The organism is Anabaena sp. CCY 9613 (genome assembly GCF_963920895.1).
GTDB lineage: Bacteria > Cyanobacteriota > Cyanobacteriia > Cyanobacteriales > Nostocaceae > Cyanocohniella.
In genome coordinates this window covers 117231-139634 of sequence record NZ_CAWUDE010000012.1, presented here as the reverse complement: position 1 = coordinate 139634, position 22404 = coordinate 117231, and the positions used below count along the sequence as shown (strand labels likewise).

Annotated in this window: 21 protein-coding genes and 1 tRNA gene; 8 read left to right on the top strand and 14 right to left on the bottom strand. The window is 42.0% G+C overall.

Annotated elements, in window-relative coordinates:
• Window positions 1–104: 104 nt before the first annotated feature.
• The 3 genes from ACM0OT_RS15675 to ACM0OT_RS15665 form a co-directional block, all read right to left on the bottom strand.
• Window positions 105–1241 (bottom strand): glycosyltransferase family 4 protein, encoded by a 1137-nt coding sequence (locus ACM0OT_RS15675; protein ID WP_414565277.1) that lies wholly within the window; start codon window positions 1239–1241, stop codon window positions 105–107.
• Window positions 1242–1419: 178 nt separating this feature from the next.
• On the bottom strand, window positions 1420–2574 hold the full coding sequence (locus ACM0OT_RS15670) for an NAD-dependent epimerase/dehydratase family protein (protein WP_414565276.1): 1155 nt from the start codon (window positions 2572–2574) through the stop codon (window positions 1420–1422).
• A 116-nt stretch (window positions 2575–2690) separates the two neighbouring features.
• A complete protein-coding gene (locus tag ACM0OT_RS15665; protein ID WP_414565275.1) occupies window positions 2691–3221 on the bottom strand; it encodes a hypothetical protein in 531 nt (176 codons plus the stop codon).
• A gap of 279 nt (window positions 3222–3500) precedes the next feature.
• Between ACM0OT_RS15665 and ACM0OT_RS15660 the strand changes: the two genes are divergently transcribed.
• From ACM0OT_RS15660 to ACM0OT_RS15650, 3 genes are all read left to right on the top strand, one after another.
• Window positions 3501–3848: a hypothetical protein gene (locus tag ACM0OT_RS15660; protein WP_414565273.1), complete on the top strand. Its 348-nt coding sequence runs from the start codon at window positions 3501–3503 to the stop codon at window positions 3846–3848.
• Window positions 3849–3938: 90 nt separating this feature from the next.
• Window positions 3939–5450 carry an AAA family ATPase gene (locus tag ACM0OT_RS15655; protein ID WP_414543284.1) on the top strand — a complete coding sequence of 504 codons (1512 nt, stop codon included), beginning with the start codon at window positions 3939–3941 and terminating at the stop codon, window positions 5448–5450.
• A 140-nt stretch (window positions 5451–5590) separates the two neighbouring features.
• Window positions 5591–5941: a DUF1257 domain-containing protein gene (locus ACM0OT_RS15650; RefSeq protein WP_048868763.1), complete on the top strand. Its 351-nt coding sequence runs from the start codon at window positions 5591–5593 to the stop codon at window positions 5939–5941.
• A gap of 81 nt (window positions 5942–6022) precedes the next feature.
• Here ACM0OT_RS15650 and ACM0OT_RS15645 read toward each other — a convergent pair whose 3' ends face one another.
• The 4 genes from ACM0OT_RS15645 to ACM0OT_RS15630 form a co-directional block, all read right to left on the bottom strand.
• Entirely contained in the window at window positions 6023–7051 is a 1029-nt protein-coding gene (locus tag ACM0OT_RS15645) for a cytochrome P450 (RefSeq protein ID WP_414565272.1), read from the bottom strand.
• A gap of 57 nt (window positions 7052–7108) precedes the next feature.
• Window positions 7109–7714, bottom strand: coding sequence for a Coq4 family protein (locus ACM0OT_RS15640; protein ID WP_414565271.1), 606 nt, complete (start codon window positions 7712–7714; stop codon window positions 7109–7111).
• A 293-nt stretch (window positions 7715–8007) separates the two neighbouring features.
• Window positions 8008–9774 carry a WD40 repeat domain-containing protein gene (locus ACM0OT_RS15635; RefSeq protein ID WP_414565270.1) on the bottom strand — a complete coding sequence of 589 codons (1767 nt, stop codon included), beginning with the start codon at window positions 9772–9774 and terminating at the stop codon, window positions 8008–8010.
• Window positions 9775–9851: 77 nt separating this feature from the next.
• A complete protein-coding gene (locus ACM0OT_RS15630; RefSeq protein WP_414565269.1) occupies window positions 9852–10823 on the bottom strand; it encodes a hypothetical protein in 972 nt (323 codons plus the stop codon).
• Between the two features lie 374 nt (window positions 10824–11197).
• Between ACM0OT_RS15630 and ACM0OT_RS15625 the strand changes: the two genes are divergently transcribed.
• Window positions 11198–11353, top strand: a complete 156-nt coding sequence (locus tag ACM0OT_RS15625) for a hypothetical protein (protein ID WP_414565268.1) — start codon at window positions 11198–11200, stop codon at window positions 11351–11353.
• Window positions 11354–11492: 139 nt separating this feature from the next.
• Here ACM0OT_RS15625 and ACM0OT_RS15620 read toward each other — a convergent pair whose 3' ends face one another.
• The 4 genes from ACM0OT_RS15620 to trmFO form a co-directional block, all read right to left on the bottom strand.
• Window positions 11493–11927, bottom strand: a complete 435-nt coding sequence (locus ACM0OT_RS15620) for a DUF3800 domain-containing protein (RefSeq protein WP_414565334.1) — start codon at window positions 11925–11927, stop codon at window positions 11493–11495.
• 316 nt (window positions 11928–12243) lie between these two features.
• Window positions 12244–12316, bottom strand: a tRNA-Arg gene (locus ACM0OT_RS15615).
• A gap of 25 nt (window positions 12317–12341) precedes the next feature.
• Complete coding sequence (locus ACM0OT_RS15610) at window positions 12342–13523, bottom strand: murein hydrolase activator EnvC family protein (RefSeq protein WP_414565267.1); 1182 nt, start codon at window positions 13521–13523, stop codon at window positions 12342–12344.
• 70 nt (window positions 13524–13593) lie between these two features.
• Complete coding sequence (trmFO, locus tag ACM0OT_RS15605) at window positions 13594–14907, bottom strand: FADH(2)-oxidizing methylenetetrahydrofolate--tRNA-(uracil(54)-C(5))-methyltransferase TrmFO (RefSeq protein WP_414565266.1); 1314 nt, start codon at window positions 14905–14907, stop codon at window positions 13594–13596.
• Window positions 14908–15203: 296 nt separating this feature from the next.
• On the opposite strand from trmFO, the gene ACM0OT_RS15600 reads away from it, so the two are divergent.
• The 3 genes from ACM0OT_RS15600 to ACM0OT_RS15590 all read left to right on the top strand — a co-directional run bounded on the left by ACM0OT_RS15600 (window position 15204) and on the right by ACM0OT_RS15590 (window position 19112).
• Entirely contained in the window at window positions 15204–17093 is a 1890-nt protein-coding gene (locus tag ACM0OT_RS15600; RefSeq protein ID WP_414565265.1) for a lipoxygenase family protein, read from the top strand.
• Window positions 17094–17214: 121 nt separating this feature from the next.
• On the top strand, window positions 17215–18558 hold the full coding sequence (locus ACM0OT_RS15595; protein ID WP_414565263.1) for a cytochrome P450: 1344 nt from the start codon (window positions 17215–17217) through the stop codon (window positions 18556–18558).
• Window positions 18555–19112, top strand: coding sequence for a hypothetical protein (locus ACM0OT_RS15590; RefSeq protein ID WP_414565262.1), 558 nt, complete (start codon window positions 18555–18557; stop codon window positions 19110–19112). The genes ACM0OT_RS15595 and ACM0OT_RS15590 overlap by 4 nt, the downstream gene beginning before the upstream one ends.
• Before the next feature lie 49 nt (window positions 19113–19161).
• Here ACM0OT_RS15590 and ACM0OT_RS15585 read toward each other — a convergent pair whose 3' ends face one another.
• Window positions 19162–19710 carry a DUF2231 domain-containing protein gene (locus ACM0OT_RS15585; RefSeq protein WP_414565261.1) on the bottom strand — a complete coding sequence of 183 codons (549 nt, stop codon included), beginning with the start codon at window positions 19708–19710 and terminating at the stop codon, window positions 19162–19164.
• Between the two features lie 323 nt (window positions 19711–20033).
• On the opposite strand from ACM0OT_RS15585, the gene ACM0OT_RS15580 reads away from it, so the two are divergent.
• Window positions 20034–21089 carry a hemerythrin domain-containing protein gene (locus tag ACM0OT_RS15580; protein ID WP_414565260.1) on the top strand — a complete coding sequence of 352 codons (1056 nt, stop codon included), beginning with the start codon at window positions 20034–20036 and terminating at the stop codon, window positions 21087–21089.
• On the opposite strand, the gene ACM0OT_RS15575 is transcribed toward ACM0OT_RS15580, so the two are convergent.
• Window positions 21086–21226 (bottom strand): hypothetical protein, encoded by a 141-nt coding sequence (locus ACM0OT_RS15575; protein WP_414565259.1) that lies wholly within the window; start codon window positions 21224–21226, stop codon window positions 21086–21088. The genes ACM0OT_RS15580 and ACM0OT_RS15575 overlap by 4 nt on opposite strands.
• Window positions 21223–22398: a M20 family metallopeptidase gene (locus ACM0OT_RS15570; protein WP_414565258.1), complete on the bottom strand. Its 1176-nt coding sequence runs from the start codon at window positions 22396–22398 to the stop codon at window positions 21223–21225. Before ACM0OT_RS15570 ends, ACM0OT_RS15575 begins: the two co-directional genes overlap by 4 nt.
• Window positions 22399–22404: the final 6 nt, after the last annotated feature.

Here is a 22404-nt window from a genome sequence, read left to right as displayed (position 1 = left end):
TCTTGGCGTCTACAGCCCTTACGGGCATCGCTGCGCGCGGGCGGTTGAATAAATTAAGGTTTTTGGTGGTTTTTGCATAAGTCCTGTATAATTACAACACCCATTTAAGCTGCTTTTGTCAGTTGTTCTGAAAACACCACCTTTTGATAATAATCTTGCAGCTGGCATGTAGCCGCTGACCATCCCCAGCTTTCTGCCTCTTTGCGGGCATTTTGACGGATAATTTCTCTTTCTTGTTGATTTTCTAAGAGACGAACAGTAGCAGTAATGGCATCTTGAATATCTGCTGTAGGGTCAAAAAGATATCCATTGATGCCATCTGTGACAATATCAGGAATGCCTCCAGAACGTGCTGCTACTACTGGACAGCCTGCGGCCATTGCTTCTAGCAGCACCAAGCCTAGTGTTTCTGTCCGAGAAGGAAAAATAAAGGCATCAGCACTAGCAAAGGCAGAACCTAATTCTTGCCCCATGAGATATCCGACAAAATGAGTGTGAGTCCCGGAAAAATGCTTTTCTAATTCCTGGCGATGAGGGCCATCACCCACTAATGCCAATCTTGCGTCGGGAATTGCCTCTAATATGGGTTTGATGCGCTCAATTTCTTTTTCGGCGGAAAGCCGCCCCACATAAAGCAGCAAAGGGCTTTCAGGATGATTTTGTGTGAGACGCGATCGCATTTTTGGACTAGCTAAATCCGGGTGAAATAATTCTGTATCTACACCGCGTTGCCACACTTGCACCCGTTCGATACCATGTGTTGTCAGTTCCTCCATCATTACTGTGGAGGTACACAGATTCAATGATGCTTGATTATGGGCATTTTTAATTAATTCCCAAAGAAACCCTTCTAACATTCCCAAACCGTAATGCTGGAGATATTGGGGTAAATGTGTATGATAAGAGGCTACTAACGGAATTTTCAGCATTTTGCTGTAAAAAATTCCCGCCAACCCTAAAACAGCCGGATTGACAACATGAATAATATCTGGCTGAAATTCTTCTAGTGCATAACCAATAGCTGGACGGGGCAGTGCCATTTTTAACTCTGGATACAATGGCAAGGGAAAACCAGTAACGCCGTAAACTTTGGCTCCTTTGTGTTCAGTAATACCACCTTCAGGGGCAATCACTAGTACTTGGTCACCATTGCGCTGTAGATGGTCAACAGTATGGCGCAGGCGCGTGACAATACCGTCAACCTTAGGTAGAAAGGTTTCGCTGAATAGGGCAATTCTCATAAAAAACTATACAAGCAAATAATCCCAGCTTTGTTTGCATTGTGGTTTGAACCTCGCATGACTAGAAGTCACGAGTGTGCGGCTTGCAGAAATCAAACACAGAGTTACATCTGTATAAACATTGACTGGTTGTCATATTGTGCTAAGACATGACAACCAGTAGATAGCAGTCTTTACCCTACTTTCTATGCCAAGAGACTTTGGGTAGAATTTGCTTGTGATCAACTCGTTGTTGATACTTGACGGCAAAGTTTAACAAAGAGTCAAGCAACGAATCAGAGAGATAGTGAGGCTCTAAACCGAGATCCAGCAGTTTGGTATTTTTAGCATTGAAGTAGTGTTCTTCTTTTTCAACTCTGGGGTTATCCAGGTTATTGATTTCCACATTCAATCCCATGGCATTCCCGGCTTTTTTCACCATTAATGCCAAATCACCAACGCTAAATAGTTCAGTAAATTGGTTAAATACCCGGAATTCGCCAGGTTCGGCTGGGTTAGCGATCGCTAGTTCAATACATCGCACTGTATCCCGAATATCCAATAGTCCGCGCGTTTGTCCACCTTTACCGTAGACGGTTAGGGGGTGGGCGATCGCAGCTTGAATACAGAAGCGGTTAAGTGCTGTACCAAATACCCCATCGTAATCAAGGCGATTAATTAATAGTTCGTCCATGCCCGTTTCTTCGGTCAAGACACCATAAACTATCCCTTGATTGAGGTCGGTAGCGCGCAATCCCCAAATACGGCAAGCAAAGTTGATATTGTGGCTATCATGGACTTTGCTGAGATGGTACATTGAACCAGGCTGCTTGGGATACGGCAAAGTATCTTTGCGCCCATTGTGTTCAATTGTGATGTAACCTTCCTCAATATCGATGTTGGGTGTGCCGTATTCACCCATCGTTCCCAACTTCACCAAATGGCAATCTGGGAAATCTTCTCGCATCGCATACAGTAAGTTCAGCGTCCCTACTACGTTATTGACCTGGGTAAGAACAGCATGTTCACGGTCAATCATCGAAAAGGGCGCTGATCGCTGTTCACCAAAATGTACTAGGGCATTTGGTTCAAATTGGTGTAAAACTTTCTTGAGAAATTCGTAATTAGTGATATCGCCAATAAACAGGTCGATGGATTTACCTGTCAAATCTTGCCAGCGCTGGAGGCGTTGCTGAATTGGTGCGATGGGAGTGAGAGTATCGAGACCCAATTCATTATCCCAGTGCCGCCGCACCAAACTATCTAAAATTCCAACGTCATAACCTCGATTGGAAAGGTAAAGTGCAGTTGCCCAACCGCAATATCCATCGCCACCAATAACCAGGACTTTCATCTTCACCAGTTTTTACTCGCTGATAGCTAAATCTATCAGGTTTCTGTACCCTGTTCATCATCATTCTGGAGAAGATACGTAATTTTTGAGTTTAAAGATGCAATTAACCAAACAGATCACTCCCCAATCCGATACTGCTGGGCAATGTAGTAGAACAAAGGATAGTAACTGGGAAATTCTAGGTTCTGGCTGCGTCCTTGCCAGTAATATTCGACTTCATCCTGAATTAAACTCAGTTTCATCAAGCTAATTTCCTGATCAATTTCCACCAGTAGCACCCCAGAGATACCCTGATCTGTTTGAAAGTTAGGAGTTATCTTGGTTTTGCTGTTTGTTTCTGTGGTTATAGATTCAGGTAGTAAATTAACTGCCCATGAGCGAATTTCTACGGCTTCGTTTTGCGGTGACACCAAGGCAATTCCATCAGAATTTCCTGGTACTGGCAAAGTCTTCCAATTACTAGGGTATGGAAATTCAAAGCCATAACGGGAATTTTTATAAGTATTCCATGTTACAGGGGAATCCTGAAAATTTGTAGCAGTACAACCCCACAAACTTAAGAGCAAGATAACTGCTCCGCCAATGTTGGCAATTTTAGTATAATTTTTTTGTTGATGCCTACATGTTTTTACTGTAGTAGTAGACATGATGTGATTTTTTATTGAAGTCACTGATTTCTTATAAGTACCATATTAAATACATTTATATGGATAAAATGGCGGTGGTTTACTATTGCTTAATTCAATGGAGTAAAACCAAAAACTGTTTCATAAATAACTCTGTCAGGGAACTATGTCACTAACAACCATCAACAAAATATAAATAAATGTAACAAAATTAGCGTCAAAACGTTTTAACGTCTTGACAACGAAGAAAGCAACCGATAACGTAATATACATACCCGGGTAAGGCCGTTAAAGAGTTATATGCAAGCTAAGCAAAAGGTTACTTTGTATTTGTCACCAGAAGTTCACAAAAGACTGAAAATTCGTTCAGCTGTTGATTCCGAACCGATGTCAGAACTTGCCGAACGTGCCCTAGTCTTCTACCTAGCTAACTCAGAATTAGTGGAGGAAGTTGAAGCTTCTGTATATGGAAGAACTCACCGAGTTTATTCCTGTCCAAACTGCGAGAGTTCATTAGTCTTGCGGGATGGAGAATTGATTCCTATGGGTAGTCAACCAGGAATAACCACTCAAGAGCCTCTGTCCATTGACGAAATGGAAAAAGAAGAAACTCATCCTAAGGGTGAAGAGGAGTTGGTTCCTTGCTAGGTAAGAATTATGAATAAACAGTTCATAATTCGGTTGTCGCAACCAACAAACGATGTCTTTACTGTATAAGGTCTCAAGTAGGTCGATTGTATGAAAGAAGAGCTCAATATTCTAATTCAAGCTCAATATCCTCTAATCTACCTTGTGACCTCCGAGGAAGAGCGGGCGGAGCAGGCAATTTCCACAATCGCCCAACTATTAAAGCCCCAACGCCGCGTATACGTCTGGACAGTAACTCACGGCATCGTGGAATATGGGCAACCCCGGAACGTCACACAACACAATACTGTTTCTCCAGAGGCAGCCATTGAGTGGATTATCCGGCAGAGAGAACCTGGTATATTTATTCTTAAAGATTTACATCCGTTTATTGATGCGCCTGCGACAACAAGATCGTTACGTGATGCGATCGCTAGCTTTAAGGGAATGCAAAAGAACATCATATTGATGTCACCCATGCAGCAAGTTCCCATCGAACTAGAAAAGGAAGTTGTTGTACTCGACTTTAGATTACCAGATATGGCTGAGTTGAACAAAGTGTTGACTCATCATCTAGAGCAAAGTCGTGGACGGCGATTGACCACCGAGGCGCGAGAAAAACTTCTGAGAGCAGCTTTAGGTCTAACTAAAGATGAAGCTGAGAAAGTATACCGCAAGGCGCAAGTAACCACAGGGCGCCTGACAGAAGATGAAGTCGATATAGTTCTATCGGAGAAAAAGCAGCTAATTCGGCGCAATGGGATCTTAGAATACATTGAAGAAGATGCAACCATTGATGCTGTAGGTGGCTTAGAGGAACTGAAAAAGTGGCTTAAACAGCGCTCTAACGCTTTTACAGAAAGAGCAAGAGAGTATGGTTTACCCCAGCCCAAAGGAATGCTGATTCTCGGAGTTCCCGGTTGTGGTAAGTCGCTAATTGCCAAGACTACATCCCGACTATGGGGTTTACCATTGTTACGCTTAGATATGGGTCGAGTTTACGACGGCTCAATGGTGGGACGAAGTGAAGCCAATCTGCGTAATGCCCTAAAAACAGCAGAATCCATCTCTCCAGCGATTCTGTTCATAGACGAGTTAGATAAATCCTTTGCAGGTAGCTCAGGTTCATCTGATTCTGATGGTGGTACATCAAGTAGAATCTTTGGTTCTTTCCTGACGTGGATGCAAGACAAAAAATCTCCAGTATTCGTCATGGCAACCGCTAACCGAGTGGAACGCTTACCTGGAGAATTTTTAAGGAAAGGACGCTTTGACGAAATTTTCTTTGTGGATTTGCCCACACCAGAAGAACGGCAAGATATTTATAAAATCCACCTTGCCAAGCGTCGTGAAGACATCTCCAGGTTTGATCTTGAGCAACTCGCCAAGATGTCTGACGGTTTCTCTGGGGCAGAAATTGAACAAGCACTTGTGGCAGCCATGTATGAAGCTTTTGCCCAAGACCGCGAGTTCACACAATTAGATATTATTGCGGCCCTAAAAGCAACATTGCCACTGTCTCGTACCATGCAAGAACAGGTAACAGCCCTGAGGGACTGGGCCAGACAGCGCGCACGACCAGCCGCATCCTCCGTTGCTGAATATCAGCGCATGGAGTTTTAAAAGCTTTCCCCTACTAACCCAGGGGCAAAGGCTAGCCCAAAAAGCTAGCAGTTACGAAAAACAGCCGCATCTCGATAAGCGCGGCTTCCCAAAAACAAACCGTTGTCTTTTTCTCAATCTTCTCACTGGAGGAAACCCAAATGTCTCACTTTAGCACTCTGCGTACCAAAATCACCGATGCCGAAATCCTCAAATCTTCTTTGCGCGACCTTGGTATCAGCGTAAAGACTGAAGCTGATGTTCGTGGTTATAACGGTCAGCGTGTACGCTCCGACATCGTAGCTGTTTTAGAAGGCGAATATGATCTAGGTTGGTCTCGCAACAGCGATGGTTCCTTTGACCTAATCGCTGACCTATGGGGTGTTGCTAAAAAGCACAACCAAACCGAGTTGATCAACTCCATCAACCAAAAATATGCCGTTAACAAGACTTTGGCTGAAGTAAAACAGCGCGGTCTGCAAAACGCCAATGTCAAGTTGGTATTGCAATAAAAATTTCTCAGCGCGTTCCCAAAGCTGAACGGGTTAACCACATCATTAGCGGTTAGCCCGCTTTTTTATCGGGACTGGGATTTATTTTCCAGTCCCGTATTTATCTTTTACCATCAAATGCACGCCACCATTGGGTGCAAATACTATGCCACGACGCACAGGTTTTAAAGGCGCCTTATCCATTAACTCTAATGAGTAATGTGAGAGGATATTTGCTAAAACTAATTTCATTTCAAATAAAGCAAATGCTGCACCAATACAGCGACGGTTTCCCCCACCAAAGGGTAAAAACTCATAAGGAGAAAACTGCCGTTCTAAAAAACGTTCTGGCTGAAACTTCTCAGGTTCTGGATAAACATCTGGGCGATGGTGAGTTAGATAAATACTGACAGAAAGCATCATCCCTTTGGGTAAATCGTAACCCATGAATTGCATAGGCTCTTTAAGAATGCGCGGCAAACTAAAGAAAGCAACTGGATAAATTCGGAGCGTTTCTGAGCAAACAGCATTCAAGTATGGTAGTTGAGTAATTACTGTGGGAGGAGAATTAAAGGTATCCAACATCTCAGTTAAAACTTGCTTGATTTGTTGGTAACGTTCGCCTTCTTTTAATCCAAAAACAGCACGTAAAATCACTTGCAAGGAAATATCTTGCATATTAGGACGGGCTAAAAAACTTTGCCCCACAGTCCATTGACTAGTGACTTGATTGGTAATATTACAAATTAATTGACCATAAGCCCGCATCCTTTCACCGTGAAAAGGAGGCATTAATAGCTTCCGCTGTTGTAGGTGGCGATCGCCATCGAGCAATATTAAGGAATTAGCTCCCACAAGTGGTTGAATAATTTTGCTTCCTGAACCTGATTCAAATAGTTTAGAGTCGGCTGTCAAAAGTTCCTGAATTGCTTGCACATTACTCAAAACTATTTGTGAAGAAAAATTCTTAGATTCAAAAAGAAAAATATCTCCATATTCTTGTTGAGTTGCTTTTAAAAACGAGACTGGTGTAAAAACTGAGCGAATAGTTTGAATTATTCTAGGTACGCGAGATTTTGGTGGTAGTTTAGCAATTGTTTGGTTTGCAGTTTTTTTTTCAATGGTAACCATGAATTACTACTCCTAATTTAGGATGATCTATAAATAAATTTTTAGTCAAATATTTATTTACACTGGTGGTAAAGATAAACTGGTTCGCAAATTAGCAAGAGAATCTTTCCAGTGTTCTTCAAAACGATAGCCTAATAAAAAGTCTGCTTTTTTGCCCAGTTCTTTCCCTTTTTTTAAGTTAGCAGAAATTTCACCTCTTTGTTGAGGCGCAAGCAGAGGATAAAGCCATTGAGCTATCCATAAACCGATTTTCAATGATTGGCTATAGTTTTGCTCAACTGCAACAGCAAGAACACCTATTTCTCCAGCATAGCTAGTGTCAAAACCGAGTAAAACGTGAAAAATATCGTGAGTAATCACATAGCGCAAAGCAAAGACATTGTGTTTAGCAATTTCATCTAATGCCGGACTGACATTGAATGGTTGTAAATGATTAATTTGCATATGGTTGGCATATTCTCTTCCCAAAGTTCCTGGAGGATATTGGCTTAATATCTCCAAATTAATGGGGGGATGATATCCCTCTACTGCTTGTAATTTAGTAGCTACTTTTGGCGAAATCTTAGCACCCAATAACTCAGATTTGAGAATGGCAATATCACCTAAATGTTCCCAGTTTTTATTAGTTAGCAGCAGTTGAATGTATTTTATTTTTTTGAACATAACCACCCTCCTATTTTATGGGTGATGTGTTTGTAGTCAGGACTTTAGTCCTAAATGTGCTAAATTCTCAAATGATTACTACAAATTTAGCAAACCTTTAATCCCAGGTGCATTAGCCTCCGGCATAACACAACGGCAATAAAGCAGGAGGAATATTCATACCGCTTTTGCCTAATGTACACGGTAGCCTCGCAGGAGAGAGACTTTGAATTCCTGGTTTGGAAGTTAGATTTTTCGTGGACTTTTCCACATGATGTAAAAAGCCAGATAAATAATTCGCTTAAATGCTAACTTCAGTTTTTTATTTGAGGCTGCCAAATGCGAATTGTCTTATCTTTACTGCTACTGACTAGGATTTTTTGGGTAGGGTTGGTGGCCAAAGCTAAAACCCAGTCGCTATGACCAGAGAGGGTTTGCAGCACGTTACCTGTTTGCATATCCCACATTTTGACCATATTATCAATACTGCCACTGAGGAGAGTCTGCCCATCCAGTCCCATACTCAGAGTAACTACCCGTGAGGTATGTCCTAGCAGTGTATGCAGTAGTTTGCCTGTTTGCAGATCCCAAATTTTAATACTTTGATCCCAACTGGCACTGGCGAGTGTTTCTCCATCGCGGCTAAAGGCCACATATCTCACAGCGTCATTATGTTGGGCGATCGCCTGACGCAATTCCCCTGTATACATATCCCAAATCTTAATGGTTTTGTCAAGACCCCCTGTAGCTAAAGTTTCCCCGTCGGGACTGATAGCAACCGAGAACACCCGACTTTCATGTCCCTGAATTGTCCGCAGCAGTTGACCTGTGTGAAAGTTCCAAATTTGGATATTACCGTCTTCAGTACCACTGACTAAGGTCTGTCCATCGGAACTGATGGCAACTGACCACACAGGGCCGCCATTAGGAGTAATTGTCCTGATAATCTCGAAGGTCTGCAAATTCCAAACCTTAATTGTCTTGTCTCCACTACCACTGACCAGAGTTTGACCATCTGAACTGATTGCGATCTCTCTGACGGTATCGGTATGTCCTTCCAGTGTGGATATAATTTTGCCAGGATTTACATTCCAAACTTTAATAGTTTTATCGGCACTAGCACTCACCAAAGTCTGTCCATTGGCGGTGAGAGCAACAGACCAAACAGAATCTCCGTGACCAGCCAAAGTTTGAGTGAGAGCAAGATTTTGGGGAGATGGTACGGGATTGGGAGAGGGAGTAAAATCTGGAGTCTGGGGGACACTGGCCTCAAAAGGTGTGACTTTCAAAAAATAGGAACTGGCATAATAGCTACCTGGGACCAAAGCCAGCAGCGCCGTCATGGATACGATGATCCCCAGTATTAAAGTCAATTGTTCTGAATGGGGAAGAAGTTTTTTTGCCTTATATTGGGACTGAGCTTTACCCAAAAGTATCTGGCGATAATCTTCTGCTGACCGTATTACTATAGGTATCTCTTGGGGAATGATGGTGTCATGGGCATATAGTGGTGTTGCAACAGCCAATGAATCTCGATGAGAAATGGAAATGCTGGGTATTTTCCCATCAACTGTGAAGGCAAATAAATTGAGTAATTCTCCCTCCTGAAGAGCCATTTGGCTTTGGTCAATTTTATCTCGAGGAATCTCCACCCCAGCACGAGCAGAATGATAATTCCACAAGTCGGGAGCGACTACGTTTTCTAAAGTATCTGGGACATTTTGCCTGTCTATGAGAGTTGCTGGCCCGGTGCGTAGGCAAATAAAAATATTTTCCAGTTGAATAGGCTGTAGTTTACCTGCTAAATAGTAACAAACAAAGTAAGGGACATCGCTGCGACCGAAATCATCTAGTCCATCGTTGTATAACCAACCAAACAAGCATTGCTCTGGGGTGACTTGATATAAATAAGCCGCTTGATATCCAGCACTTGGTGGATTGTAGGAATCCCAGTACTGATAAACCACCTCTTGGATAAAGGCCTGCTGAACTTCTGCGGGAACTTCTGTACTCACCAGAGTTGTAAATCCCACGCCAGCAAAACTAGTATATACAAGTTGACCTAAAAGCAAAGGGGTCATACTAAGAGCAATTCGTAATTAAAATAGTCAAACTTAATCTGGGTTTCTAGGTTAGTAGAGGAAACTTTGTTGAGTATTTAGTTGTCAATATCATTTTGTTGAGTAGGGTTTGGTGATTGTTGGATTATTGGCATTTGCTGAGGAAAAATTCTCAATAAATTTAAGACCAATAACAGTGAAGCGATCGCCCCTACGAAACTAACACTTACTAAGGACATAATTAAAATAGACCTCCGGGTCTTTAATGATAATCCCTGTCCCATAAAGATTTGGGTGAATCTACTAGACAATGTTTGGAAAAATGACTGTTCATGAGCATCATTTAGTTGTGATAAAATCCAAAGCAGTGGAGTAGCTGCACCTTTTGCTTGGAGACGGGAAACACCTTCTAAAGAGACAATGGGAATAGCGGAATAAAATGTTTGATGTGTGGCTTTCAAATTATCAAGATACGTAGTCAGCGGTTCCAGTTTCTTGGTAATTCGTTGCTGGGTAGCTGAATTAAGTTCGATGAGGTCGCACTTAGTTAAAATTAACGCAAAAGCGTATTTTACATTATACTTGGAGATTACGGAAGCGATCGCCGCTACCTGGTTGAAAATATCTTCTAGTACCCGTGGGTAATCTGGATCTTGAATCAAAGCGTGGGCATTAATAAATACACAGCAGCTATTGGTAGAAAATATCATATCTTGAAATGCAGGATTAACAATATTAGAGAATTCCCCAGGAATATCCCACCAACGAAAATTACATAGGGTTTTTGCCCCCGAGACACTTTGACGTTTCAAACTAAAGTTAAAGTTAGTAATTCTAATTGTCGGTGGCGGGTATTGACCAGTGCGAGCAACATGCTTTTTAATTTTTTCTAGATTGGCTTGCACATTGCTATCTTGACAATCAAACCACATCTGTTGAGAATTGTCTGGGTGATTATCGGGATGTAATTCTGCGTAGCTACCGGCCAGAAAAACTGTTTTGCCTACTCCTCGTTGACCAATACTTAACAGGCTAAAGGTTTTTGGGGTAGTTGCAGATAATAAATTCATATAATCACCGTTTCTGTAATCATTAATTTGACAATCTTTTGTGATATGACAATTGTAGATGATTTGTTCTATCTCAAAGATGTCACCTATAGATAAAGACTGACATAGTAATCGTAAATGATTATGTAGAAAATAAAATTTATAAAAACTTGATAAATATAAAAACCAATTCCGAATATTCGCAAGTTGCACAAATTAGATCAAATTACCTACTGTGATGCATAAAGCCCCTGAATTTATGATGCTGTTGGCGAACGTCCGCATTTATTCGGTCGTAAAATGATAAAATAGGAAATAAACGGTAAAACTTCTCATATAAATTTTCTGATTTAAGTATTTGGCAACCATATCTGCAAAGTAGGCCCCTAGAACAAATGAACTTTGCCTATGCAGACCTCTATAATGGTATAGGGGCGAAAATCTTATCCACTGCTATATCTGCGCCATTCAGTCCTCATGTCCAGATTTTAGTCACTGGTCACACTGAAGGTTGTTTCTGTTTTAGGGATGTTGCCAGCGATCGCTCATGATATGGTCATCAAAAGCGACATAATTTTAATATCAACCAAACATTTAAATATTTGAGACTTTCTATTATAAATGATATAATATAATCATGGGTGAACGTCGGCTTCATGCCGTGTGTTTGAGTAGCTTGTCTACTTGAACCTAGCCCACAAACCATTTAAGTTTATCCAATGATAGCGGGTTAGAATCGGTGTACCACTCTCCATAGTTCTTATTTCGCCGATCATCTAAATCCATAATCATCCTGTATTTCTGAGCAAGTGGAATAAAATACTTATCTTCATGACGTTCATATAATCTTTGTAAAGCCCATAAATAGTAATCAACAACCTGCAAGCCAGCATACTCTGATGGGTAAGCTGGTTTAATAATAGTTTGACTATCTGAAGAGATTTGCCATTTAGTTTCAAAATTCTTTTTTGCTTGATTAATAGCTTGTTGTAGTGCTTCTTCTCGTGCCGTTTTACCACGTCTAGCAAAAACTATATGATTAATATTTGCTTGATGTAATCTATCTTTAAATAATCTTTTAACTAGCTGATCATATATATCATCTTGATTGGTCTTTTTGCTCAGAGTTTCATAAGTTTTTTGAGTAGCTACTGCTAATTCTGCTTTGTATCTAATAGCTAACCACGAAGATTTTACATGAGTGAGATCGCCACAGTTCGCTGGCTGCTATTTTGGTTTCAAAACCCCTCTCAGCAGGTATTTAGCGCTCTTCTATGACTCTGGGGACGAGAATAATCTAGGCGATTATAAATCGCGGCTACACAAACAAAGTCCGCCTGCGCGGACTAACCTCAAAATAGGGTTTCAAATTTAATATGACGAGAGTAATAACAAAGCATTAATCTCTCAAGGCAGACAAATAATTAATCACTTTAGACAACGAGCGCGGAGGGATTTGAACCCCCGACCCACAGAACCGGAATCTGTTGCTCTATCCACTGAGCCACGCGCCCTAATACTGGCTGATCATAGCACGTTTTAGAGAAAATCGGCAGGGTTGATGGGGGAACCATGACGACGTACTTCAAAATGCAGATGGGGCCCAGTAGATAAGCCTGTGGAACCCACAGCCGCGATCGCTTGACCTCTTTCTACAGTTTGCCCGTCATTCACAAATAATTCGCTGGCATGGGCATACAGGGTAGTCATGCCTTTACCGTGGTCAATAATTACCGTTCTACCATAACCGCCATACCACCCGGCAAAAATTACGGTTCCGGAATCGGCGGCGCGGATTCTACTGCCATGACTAGCGGCAAAATCTAATCCTGAGTGAAAGCGCCGATATCCCAAAATCGGATGTGTCCGCCAACCAAAGGCGCTGCTAGTGCGGGCATCGCTGGGATAAATGAGTATTCCCGTTCCCCGAATGAGGATATTGGTGCGGCTATTGGCTTTAGCTTGGGCTGCGGCTACTTTTTGTTGAATTAAAACTTCTAAGTTTTGGGAATCTCGATCTAGCTGGTTTTGTGCAGTTTCCAACGCCAGGCGATCGCTATTTAGGCGTTCGATTAGTTCTGATTGTGATTCTGCTTGAGTTTGATAATCAGTTTTTTGTGCTAGCAACTGCTGGCGAATCAAAGCAATTTCATTCTTTTGCTGTTCTACTGCCATTTTTTGTTGCTGGATTTCGTTGGCTTGTTCATTGAGTTTCGCCAAAATCTTCTGGTCTGCCTGATACACTAACTTTAATTGCCGCCGCCGACTGATAAAGTCGCTGATATTTTGGCTTTGTAATAACACAGCCCATCCTTGAGAAGCAGGCGATCGCTGAAGATATCGCAATCTGGCTACTGTTGCTGCTTGGCGTTCTGCATAAGAATTTTCCGCGACAACTAAATCAGCTTCTAACTGCTGGAGGTTTTCTGTCGCTTGTTGTAATTGTAATTCACTGTCTTGAATATGACTATTTGTAGTTTGCAAGTTTTGGTTGATTCCAGTCAGTCGTTGTTCAGCGGCTTCTTGCAAATTAGTCAAGCGATCGCGCTGCTGTATGGTTTTTTCACGCTCTTGTTTAATTTGTTGCTGTTGCTGTCGCAGGATATCAACTGATGGTGCTGTAGTTGCAGATACTGGTAGTGCTACTAATATGCATAAAATACAGCCAAATGCAAGACGTAACCAAAAAATTCTTGTTAGATGGATAAATAGCGATCTCATGCTGTTGATTCAGCCAAACAATTGCAGGCGTCAACAGCATTATTCCCAAAACTGAGAAAATCCTAACAGTTTAAAACTGACTTTTCCAACTTGCCAAATCAGCCAAAGAGCGATCGCGGTAACGTCCATAACGCTCTGGCTTACTTTTGATTTTCACGCCTAAATCCGGCAAAATGCCAAAATTTGGTGGCATTGGTTGGAAATGCTTGGGTGAAGCCGAACTAATAAATTCTAATAACGCCCCCATCATGGTATTTACTGGTGCTGTTAATAATTCCTTACCCAAAGCTAACCGCGCAGCATTGGTTCCCGCTAACCAACCATCGGCGGCGGCTGCGGTGTAACCTTCAGTACCAATCAACTGTCCAGCGGCGAACACAGTGGGACGTTGTTTAAATTGTAAGGTCGGGTACATTAATTGGGGTGCATTAATAAAAGTATTGCGGTGCATCACTCCCAAACGCACAAATTCCGCATTTTCTAAACCAGGAATGAGGCGGAAGACTCGCTTTTGTTCACCCCAGCGCAAGTTAGTTTGGAATCCTACCATATTCCATAGTTGGCCGGCTTTATCTTCTTGGCGTAGCTGCACCACAGCATAAGGACGTTCCCCTGTGCGACTATCAGACAATCCTACTGGTTTTAGGGGGCCGTAGCGCATGGTGTCTTCTCCCCGGTGCGCTTGTTCTTCAATAGGCAAACAAGCTTCAAAAAATTTTGCCGTTTCCCGTTCAAAGTCTTTTAATTCAGTTTGTTCCGCTTGACGTAGTTCTTGCCAAAACCGCAGATATTGTTCTTTGTTCATCGGACAGTTGAGGTAAGCAGCTTCACCTTTGTCATAACGCGACGCCATAAAAGCAATATCATGGTTAATTGATTCACCGACGACAATGGGGCTAGCGGCATCAAAAAAGCTGAGGTATTCCATCCCCGTCAAACGGTGCAAGTCTGCGGCTAAATCAGGACTGGTTAAAGGCCCGGTTGCTAACACCACAATACCTTCAGGAATAGCTGGAACTTCACCGCGCCGAAATTCCACTAAAGGATGATTCGATACAGTTTCCGTTAAGTCTTGGCTAAATTGTCCTCTATCTACAGCTAGCGCCCCACCAGCCGGAACAGCGTGTTCATCGGCTTTAGCAATGACTATAGAACCAAGTTGGCGTAGTTCTTCATGCAACAATCCTGTAGCGCGATCGCTTGCCATTGCCCCAAATGAATTACTACATACTAATTCTGCCAGATGTTCTGTATGATGGGCTGGGCTAAAGCGTTTGGGGCGCATTTCATGTAAAATCACCGGCACTCCAGCCTGAGCTATTTGCCAAGCTGCTTCTGTCCCAGCTAATCCACCTCCAATTACTTGTATCGCTTGCTTATCCATAGTTCTACGCTCAGATCACCCAATTTTATGTTGCTGGGAATGCATACAAGCCATGATATAGCAGGAAATGGGGAATGGGGAAGAAGGATTGTCTTCCTCCCTAAATCTGGGAACTTCCTAAGATTTCTTTTAAAAAAACCGTAAGTCTAAACTTACTTGCGATAATCCTGTGTAGCACTCAACTATTGAAAACACGAAAATTACAGCTGATCAATCTCATTGATAAAAAAAATTACAGGAGGTTTTTTCAATTAACTTTTAAAGTATTGTCAAACCACTACACAAGAGGAGTGTTTATGACGGCTTCATCATCAGATAATTCCATCAGTAGACCCATCACTCAAGACCTGGAAGCAGCTAAGAAACAATATCAATATAACTATACTCATATTCCACCTCTAGCAATGGTGGATCAGCTTCCTGGTTCAGAGTTGTTCTCAAATCAGTGGATTTATTTGTTAGCCCAAGTACTAAAGGTGATTGTCGTGAATACTATCATCACCAATCGGGGGAATCGTGGTTCCCAATCGGTTCGTGATGATGTGAAATGGTTTATTTTAGAAGCCTTAATTAAAGGGGCAATACCCGTCAAGATTAGTATTATTACTCAACTGCTGCCAATTATTCCGAAGGTTTTAATTCTCGGACTATCTAAAGATTTTCGGGAACTCGATGATCTGTTTTTTTCCATGATCCGCGAAAACGGACTCAAGATATTTCAAGATTCTTTAGATCGCGTCACAGCCCTGCTATATGAGGGCCATCCTACAGGGCATGTGAGCAATCTTCAAGATTACGAAAAGATATTTCCGATCATGAAGCCACAAGCGATCGCTCAAACTTTTCAGCAAGATGAAGTTTTTGCATATATGCAAGTAGGTGGCTACAATCCTCTGGTGATTAAACGGGTAAAAATTCCAGGTGATAACTTCCCCGTCCAAGAGGAACATTACCAAGCCGTCATGGGTAGTGAGGATTCATTAGCAATGGCAGGAGAAGAAGGAAGACTCTATCTAGCAGATTATAAAATTTTAGATGGTGCGATCAACGGCACATTTCCTAATACGCAAAAATATATCTATGCACCTCTGGCGCTGTTTGCATTACCCAAAGGATCTGATCCTAATCGTTTACTGCGCCCTATAGCTATTCAATGTGGACAAACTCCCGGAACTGATTACCCGATTATTACCCCCAATTCTGGTGAATATGCTTGGCTATTTGCCAAAACCGTCGTCTACATAGCAGATGGCAACTTTCATGAAGCTGTTAGTCACCTGGGGAGAACACATCTGTTTATTGGGCCTTTTGTCATCACAACCCATCGCCAGTTATCTCCTAGCCATCCCCTCAATTTATTACTACGTCCCCATTTTGAAGGCACTTTAGCAATTAACGATGCCGCCCAACGAGTTCTCATCGCTCCTAGCGGCGGTGTTGATAGATTACTTGCATCAACAGTCGATAACTCACGGGTATTAGCAGTGCGTGGGTTGCAAACCTATGCTTTCAATCAAGCCATGTTACCGCAACAATTGAAACAGCGTGGTGTAGAAGATCCCAACTTATTACCTGTTTATCCTTACCGAGATGATGCACTACTAGTTTGGGATGCTATCCATCAATGGGTATCAGATTATCTCAGCCTTTACTACAAGACAGATCAAGATATTCAAAATGATACAGCCCTGCAAGCATGGGCAGCCGAAGCGCAAGCTGACGATGGCGGACGTGTAATTGACTTTGGCGAAGATGGAGGAATTAAGACACGGGCTTACCTAATTGACGCCGTGACTTTAATTATTTTCACTGGTAGTGCCCAACACGCTGCGGTGAATTTCCCCCAAAAAGATTTGATGAGTTACCCAGGTATACCCTTAGCAGGTTATTTGCCAGCGACAACCCTCAAAGGCAACGTTAGTGAGCAAGACTACCTAACTTTACTTCCGCCTTTAGGACAAGCACAACGACAATTAAATGTACTGACTTTGCTGGGTTCTGTATATTACAACAAGCTTGGTGAGTATCCGCAACGACACTTCACAGATCCGCAGATAAAACCCTTGTTAGAGAAATTCCAGAGTCATCTTCAACAGGTAGAAGCCACCATCAAAGAACGCAATTTACACCGCCCACCTTATGAATATTTGCTCCCGTCTAAAATTCCTCAAAGCATTAATATCTGAGGGGCTAGAGGCTAGAGAGGCAGTGTATAGGGGCATATGTTTTGGGCTTTTAATACATGCTTTTTCCTTAGCCTCCTGATCGCGCTCATCTCCCCCATCACCTATTCACAAGTGAGAAACTATGGAAACTTCCAAAATACTTCAAGCTCACGATCGCCAAATTCGGCTTTCTCACCGTCTTGCTAAAGTTGGTTATGATACTACCCTTGGCAGGCTGTTTCGCCTAATTGCTTACTACAGAGAAGCTTTGCTCATACTCCAGCAATGGAAAGACTTTCTCTATATTCGCAAGGAACATATTGGAGACAAGTATTTTGCCGTAGATCAGGCGATTATGCATTCTTCTCACTCCCAAGTGAAAGAACTCATGCACGTTGAGCCGCAATTACGGGGCAATGATTTAGGCATAATTAGAATGTTAGCTCCTAGCTACTTGCTAAATAATCCCCTGAGTTTGGGAATGAACGGCAATGAACATACAGGAATTCGTGCTGTTTTTAAACAAGCTTTGCCAGATCCATCTGCCAAAATAAATGTCATTGGTGAGCTAGTAAATCAAAGTTTATTAGTAGCTGCCCACAAAGGAGAAATCCACATCGGCAATGATTTGCCTAAGATGATACTGTCTATTTTGCATCAACTTGTGTGGGAAATTTCATTATCTGAAGCAGAAATTACAGCATCGAATAGTTATATTCAAACTCTGGCTCTCGCATCCTTACCTAATTTTGTCAGCAGATATTTATTAGCCATCATCACAGCACCGAAAATTCGCCATCGTCGGCGTTTAATCGAGAAGTATCAACAATCTCCACTATGGGCATCTTATCTAGAAATTGGTAGCCAATATCAATTGAATGCCCATCAGATTGCTAACAGTATATTCGATATGATTCATATTGCTGGTACGGCTGGTACAAGTGCGCTTTTAGGATCTGTAATTGGTGTTTTATGCCAAGATCATGCATTAAGAAATGACGTAATATCAGAAATTAATGCTGTCTGGAACCATCAAGAAACCTTGAATGCATCCGCATTAGAACACTTACCTCTGCTCAATCAAGTTATTCTAGAAACGGCTCGTCTTTATCCACCTGTGCGATTTGTCAGTCAACTTACTACTGAGTCAGGTGAAGTTAAAATAGGTGAACAGCGATGTCCATTTCAAAAAGGTACGCGGTTACTTGGTTCTATTTTCACAGCTAATCGTGATGCTACAAGATATGAAAATCCTGATAGTTTTGATGTGAATCGGGATTTTTCAGATATCTTATCTTGGAATGGCCAAGAGCATGAGCGAATTTGTCCTGGACGCTCATTATCTGTTGGCTTAATTAAAGTTTTTTGTTTGTATCTTTTCCAAAAATATCAATGGGAATCAATCACAGAAGTTAAGTGGAATTTTGAAAGAGTAACAGCAGTTACTCCCAATGATTTAGTACTACAAGGCTTTGCTCAAAAATGATGATTGGCTCAATTGAGAACAGGCAACTAGATAATATTGCCACCTGGATGATTCCGATTCAACAAACAAACTTACCAACTGTCTTGAAGGGTGTTTTTTTTCTGGATGGTAACCCGCTTCCAGATGATTGCATCACAATGTACAACTTAGAATGGGACACACAACAGCTAAGTTTAATATTACCAGTGTTTGCGCCGTTGCAGTGGACTTTTCATCGCTCAATTCTAGGTTGGTTATTACTGTTTTCCGTTCAATTGACGCAATTAAAGTACCAAATTCAATTTGAAGATGAAACTTTACAGCGATCGCAAGTCATACCCTGGGTATTAGGAGTGCGGATTCCTGAGTGGATCATTGACGCTACACTGTGTCGAGCTGAAAACTCTAACAATGGAGATACTTGGTATCGTAAAAACTCTTGGTTTGGCGGAATTTCCAACGTGGGAGAATATACTCTGCGGCGGATTGTCGATGAAAATGGGCGCTATACTCCGGCCTTTAACCAGATGCTTGCTAAAGCGCCAAATGAGTGTTTAGTGGTTGCTAGGAATTGAAACCGAGAAGATAAGTATCCCTGCCCATTTAAATGGGCCAGAGATGAGTCTACGGATATCTTCTGCTCCCAGCACCCACAACACCAATTTTATGGCGATAGGAAAGTTCAGCCCCAAACCAACCGGAAACGCTAGTCAATGTCCCGACAACCAACGAAATCAATAATCCCCAAGGTAATATTCGAGCATCAGCATTACCCAGACGCAAGATGAAATTGAGGGCTGTCAATAACAAAATTGCCACATTAAGAATCATGTGTGTCCACCCTGCGGTGCGCTTGCGGACACGTTCAATTCTCAAGAAGTCACTCATACCAGTTATGGCAGCAACGATACCCCCCAGTAAACCCAAGCCAATTAACCAGAGCGATGCCCTAGCCCAGAAAAAATCATTAGTTAACCAATAGCCCACATCACTACCTAAGGCACCCGCTAAAAAAGCGATAGGAAAGATCACTGTTAGGGGGTGTAAAGGATGTCCGGCGATCGCTACTGTGCTGGGTACACCAGTATCAAGATATTCTTTGTCGTCACTTTCAATAATTGGGGGAATATTGGGAAATGGTGTGGAAGTTGATTCTGCGCCTGTAGTTTCCATTATTGATGATCCTATTTTTTACTGACAGAATAGCTATTAAATATCAGCTTTAACTTGCTAATAAAATATTTGTTTTTTATATGCAAATATCCTTTGAGTAAATTTATAGAACTATGCTATTTTTTTTATCTACCTAGAGGTGGAGTACAGATTATGAATTTATCTGCCTAGGAGTATAAAAGTAGAAATATAGCGAAAAAACTCTGTTTTTCTATCTAGAGTTACGAAGGCGATCGCTCAAAAGAAAGATGAAATATAACTAAGCAATATGACAACCTAAAACAAGTAACGATCCGAACATTTTTTCAGAGGAGAACTGAAGCATGGTATCTACTTTAGATGATACAAAGCGTAATGCTATTGCTAAAAAATTGGCAGATTTAAAATTGGTTCAACAGTTGATTATCGAAAACGAACAACTGTTTTTAAGAGAATCAACCGATAGTGAAATCACAGATCGCTTTCGGAAGATGCTCGAAGATGACCAAAAAAATCAAGGCGTTCTCGAAACTGTAATAGTTCAATATGGCATCCAACAAGAGCCAAACAAAACAGTTCAAGAAATGCTCAAAACAATTCGTCAAGTGATGCAAGGCTCTGAATTGAGCTTCTATGAAAAAGTATTCCAGCATGAACTGTTAAAGCATCAACAAGCAATGTCTGGTATTACAATCCACAAAGCTGCTCAAAAAGTTGGTGCTGACGTGATGGCAGCAATTGGGCCTTTAAATACTGTTAACTTTGAAAACCGCGCTCATCAAGAGCAACTCAAAGGTATATTAGAAGTCCTAGGTGTTCGTGAACTCACCGGACAAGATGCAGATCAAGGAATTTGGGCACGAGTTCAAGATGCTGTTGCTGCATTTAGTGGTGCAGTCGGTAGTGCGGTGACTCAAACCAGTGACAAAAAAGATATGAATATCCAAGATGTGATTCGTCTGGATCACAACAAGGTAAATATTCTGTTTACAGAATTACTGCAAAGCAATGATCCCCAAAAGATCCAAGAGTACTTTGGTCAAATCTACAAAGACCTAACTGCTCACGCGGAAGCTGAAGAGGAAGTTGTGTACCCAAGAGTGCGTTCCTTCTATGGTGAAAACGACACCCAAGAGCTTTATGACGAACAAGCAGAAATGAAGCGAATGTTGGAGCAAATCCGCGCTATTAACCCTTCTGCACCTGAATTCAAAGATAGAGTCAGACAATTAATGGATAGTGTTGGCGACCATATTCGTCAAGAAGAAAGTACAATGTTTGCGGCGATTCGCAACAACTTAAGTTCTAACCAAACTGAGCAAATGGCGACAGAATTTAAAGCCGCTAAGAGCAAAATTCAACAAAAATTGGGCGGTAGTAAGACTGGAGCCAATGCCTAGTAATACTTGACTACCCATAGCCAAAGTTGTCTGGTATGGATCAGGAATGAGGAATAGGGATTAATTCCCAAAAGAACAGGCGATCGCCTTTGATTGATATTGGGCGATCGTCTGTTTTCGTGCCAACCTATGTTCACAAGTAATATTTGTAAGCAGCATAAGCCATCGTCACAACGCCAGTGATAATAGCAGACTCATCGACTTCAAATTCCGGATGGTGTAGGGGGTGATTAATAATTCTATCTTTGTAGCCTACACCGAGACGAAACATGGAACCAGGGGCGTGTTCTAAATACACAGAAAAGTCTTCAGCACCCAGGGAAGGTTCGGGTAAGACTTGGACGCGATCGCTACTCCAAGCTTCTTCGGCAGATGATTGTAATAATTGCGTCATGGCATAATCATTTTGCACGCTGGGCACGCCTTGGCGATAATTAACTTGATAACGCGCCCCGTAAGAATGACACACATTGGCTACAATATTTTCAATCCAGTTGGGGAGTTGAGTCCGGGTTTCTGGATGGAGCGATCGCACGGTTCCCAACAACTGTACTTGATCAGCAATTATATTTGGCGCTCTACCACCACTAATCTTGCCTATGCTCAACACCACAGGACGTAAAGGATTCTGTGTACGGCTAATGGCTTGTTGTAATCCCGTGATTACTTGCGATGCAATCCAAATCGCATCAATTGCTTCATGAGGACGCGCCCCATGCCCAGATTCACCGATAATGATAATCTCTAGATCATCAGCAGCTGCCGTCAATGCCCCGTACCGCACACCAATAGACCCTGCGGGTATAGAAGGGAAAACATGAACGCCTAAGACACCTGAGACGTTTTTCATCGCCCCATCTTTGACCATCCAGTTTGCCCCTTGAGCTATTTCCTCGGCTGGCTGAAATAAAAACCGCACCTTCCCACCTAACTCCTCTGCCATTTGGGAAAGTACCATTGCTGTACCTAATCCCACAGTGGTATGAACATCATGACCGCAAGCGTGCATCACACCTTCTGAACGAGAGGCATATTCCAAACCTGTACGTTCTTGAATTGGCAAAGCATCCATATCTGTACGAATTGCCAATATACGCTCATCTGTGCCGTTGCTTTGCAATGTTCCAATGACCCCAGTTTTACCAATTCCTTCTTCTACATGCAGACCACTAGAAGACAAGACACCAGCAACGAAGGCAGAAGTTTGGTATTCTTGACCGCTGAGTTCTGGGTGAGCATGAATGTGGCGGCGAATTTCAATTAAACGGGGCGCTAATTTTGTGGCTAAGTCTTTAATACGGGTTAGCATTACTCA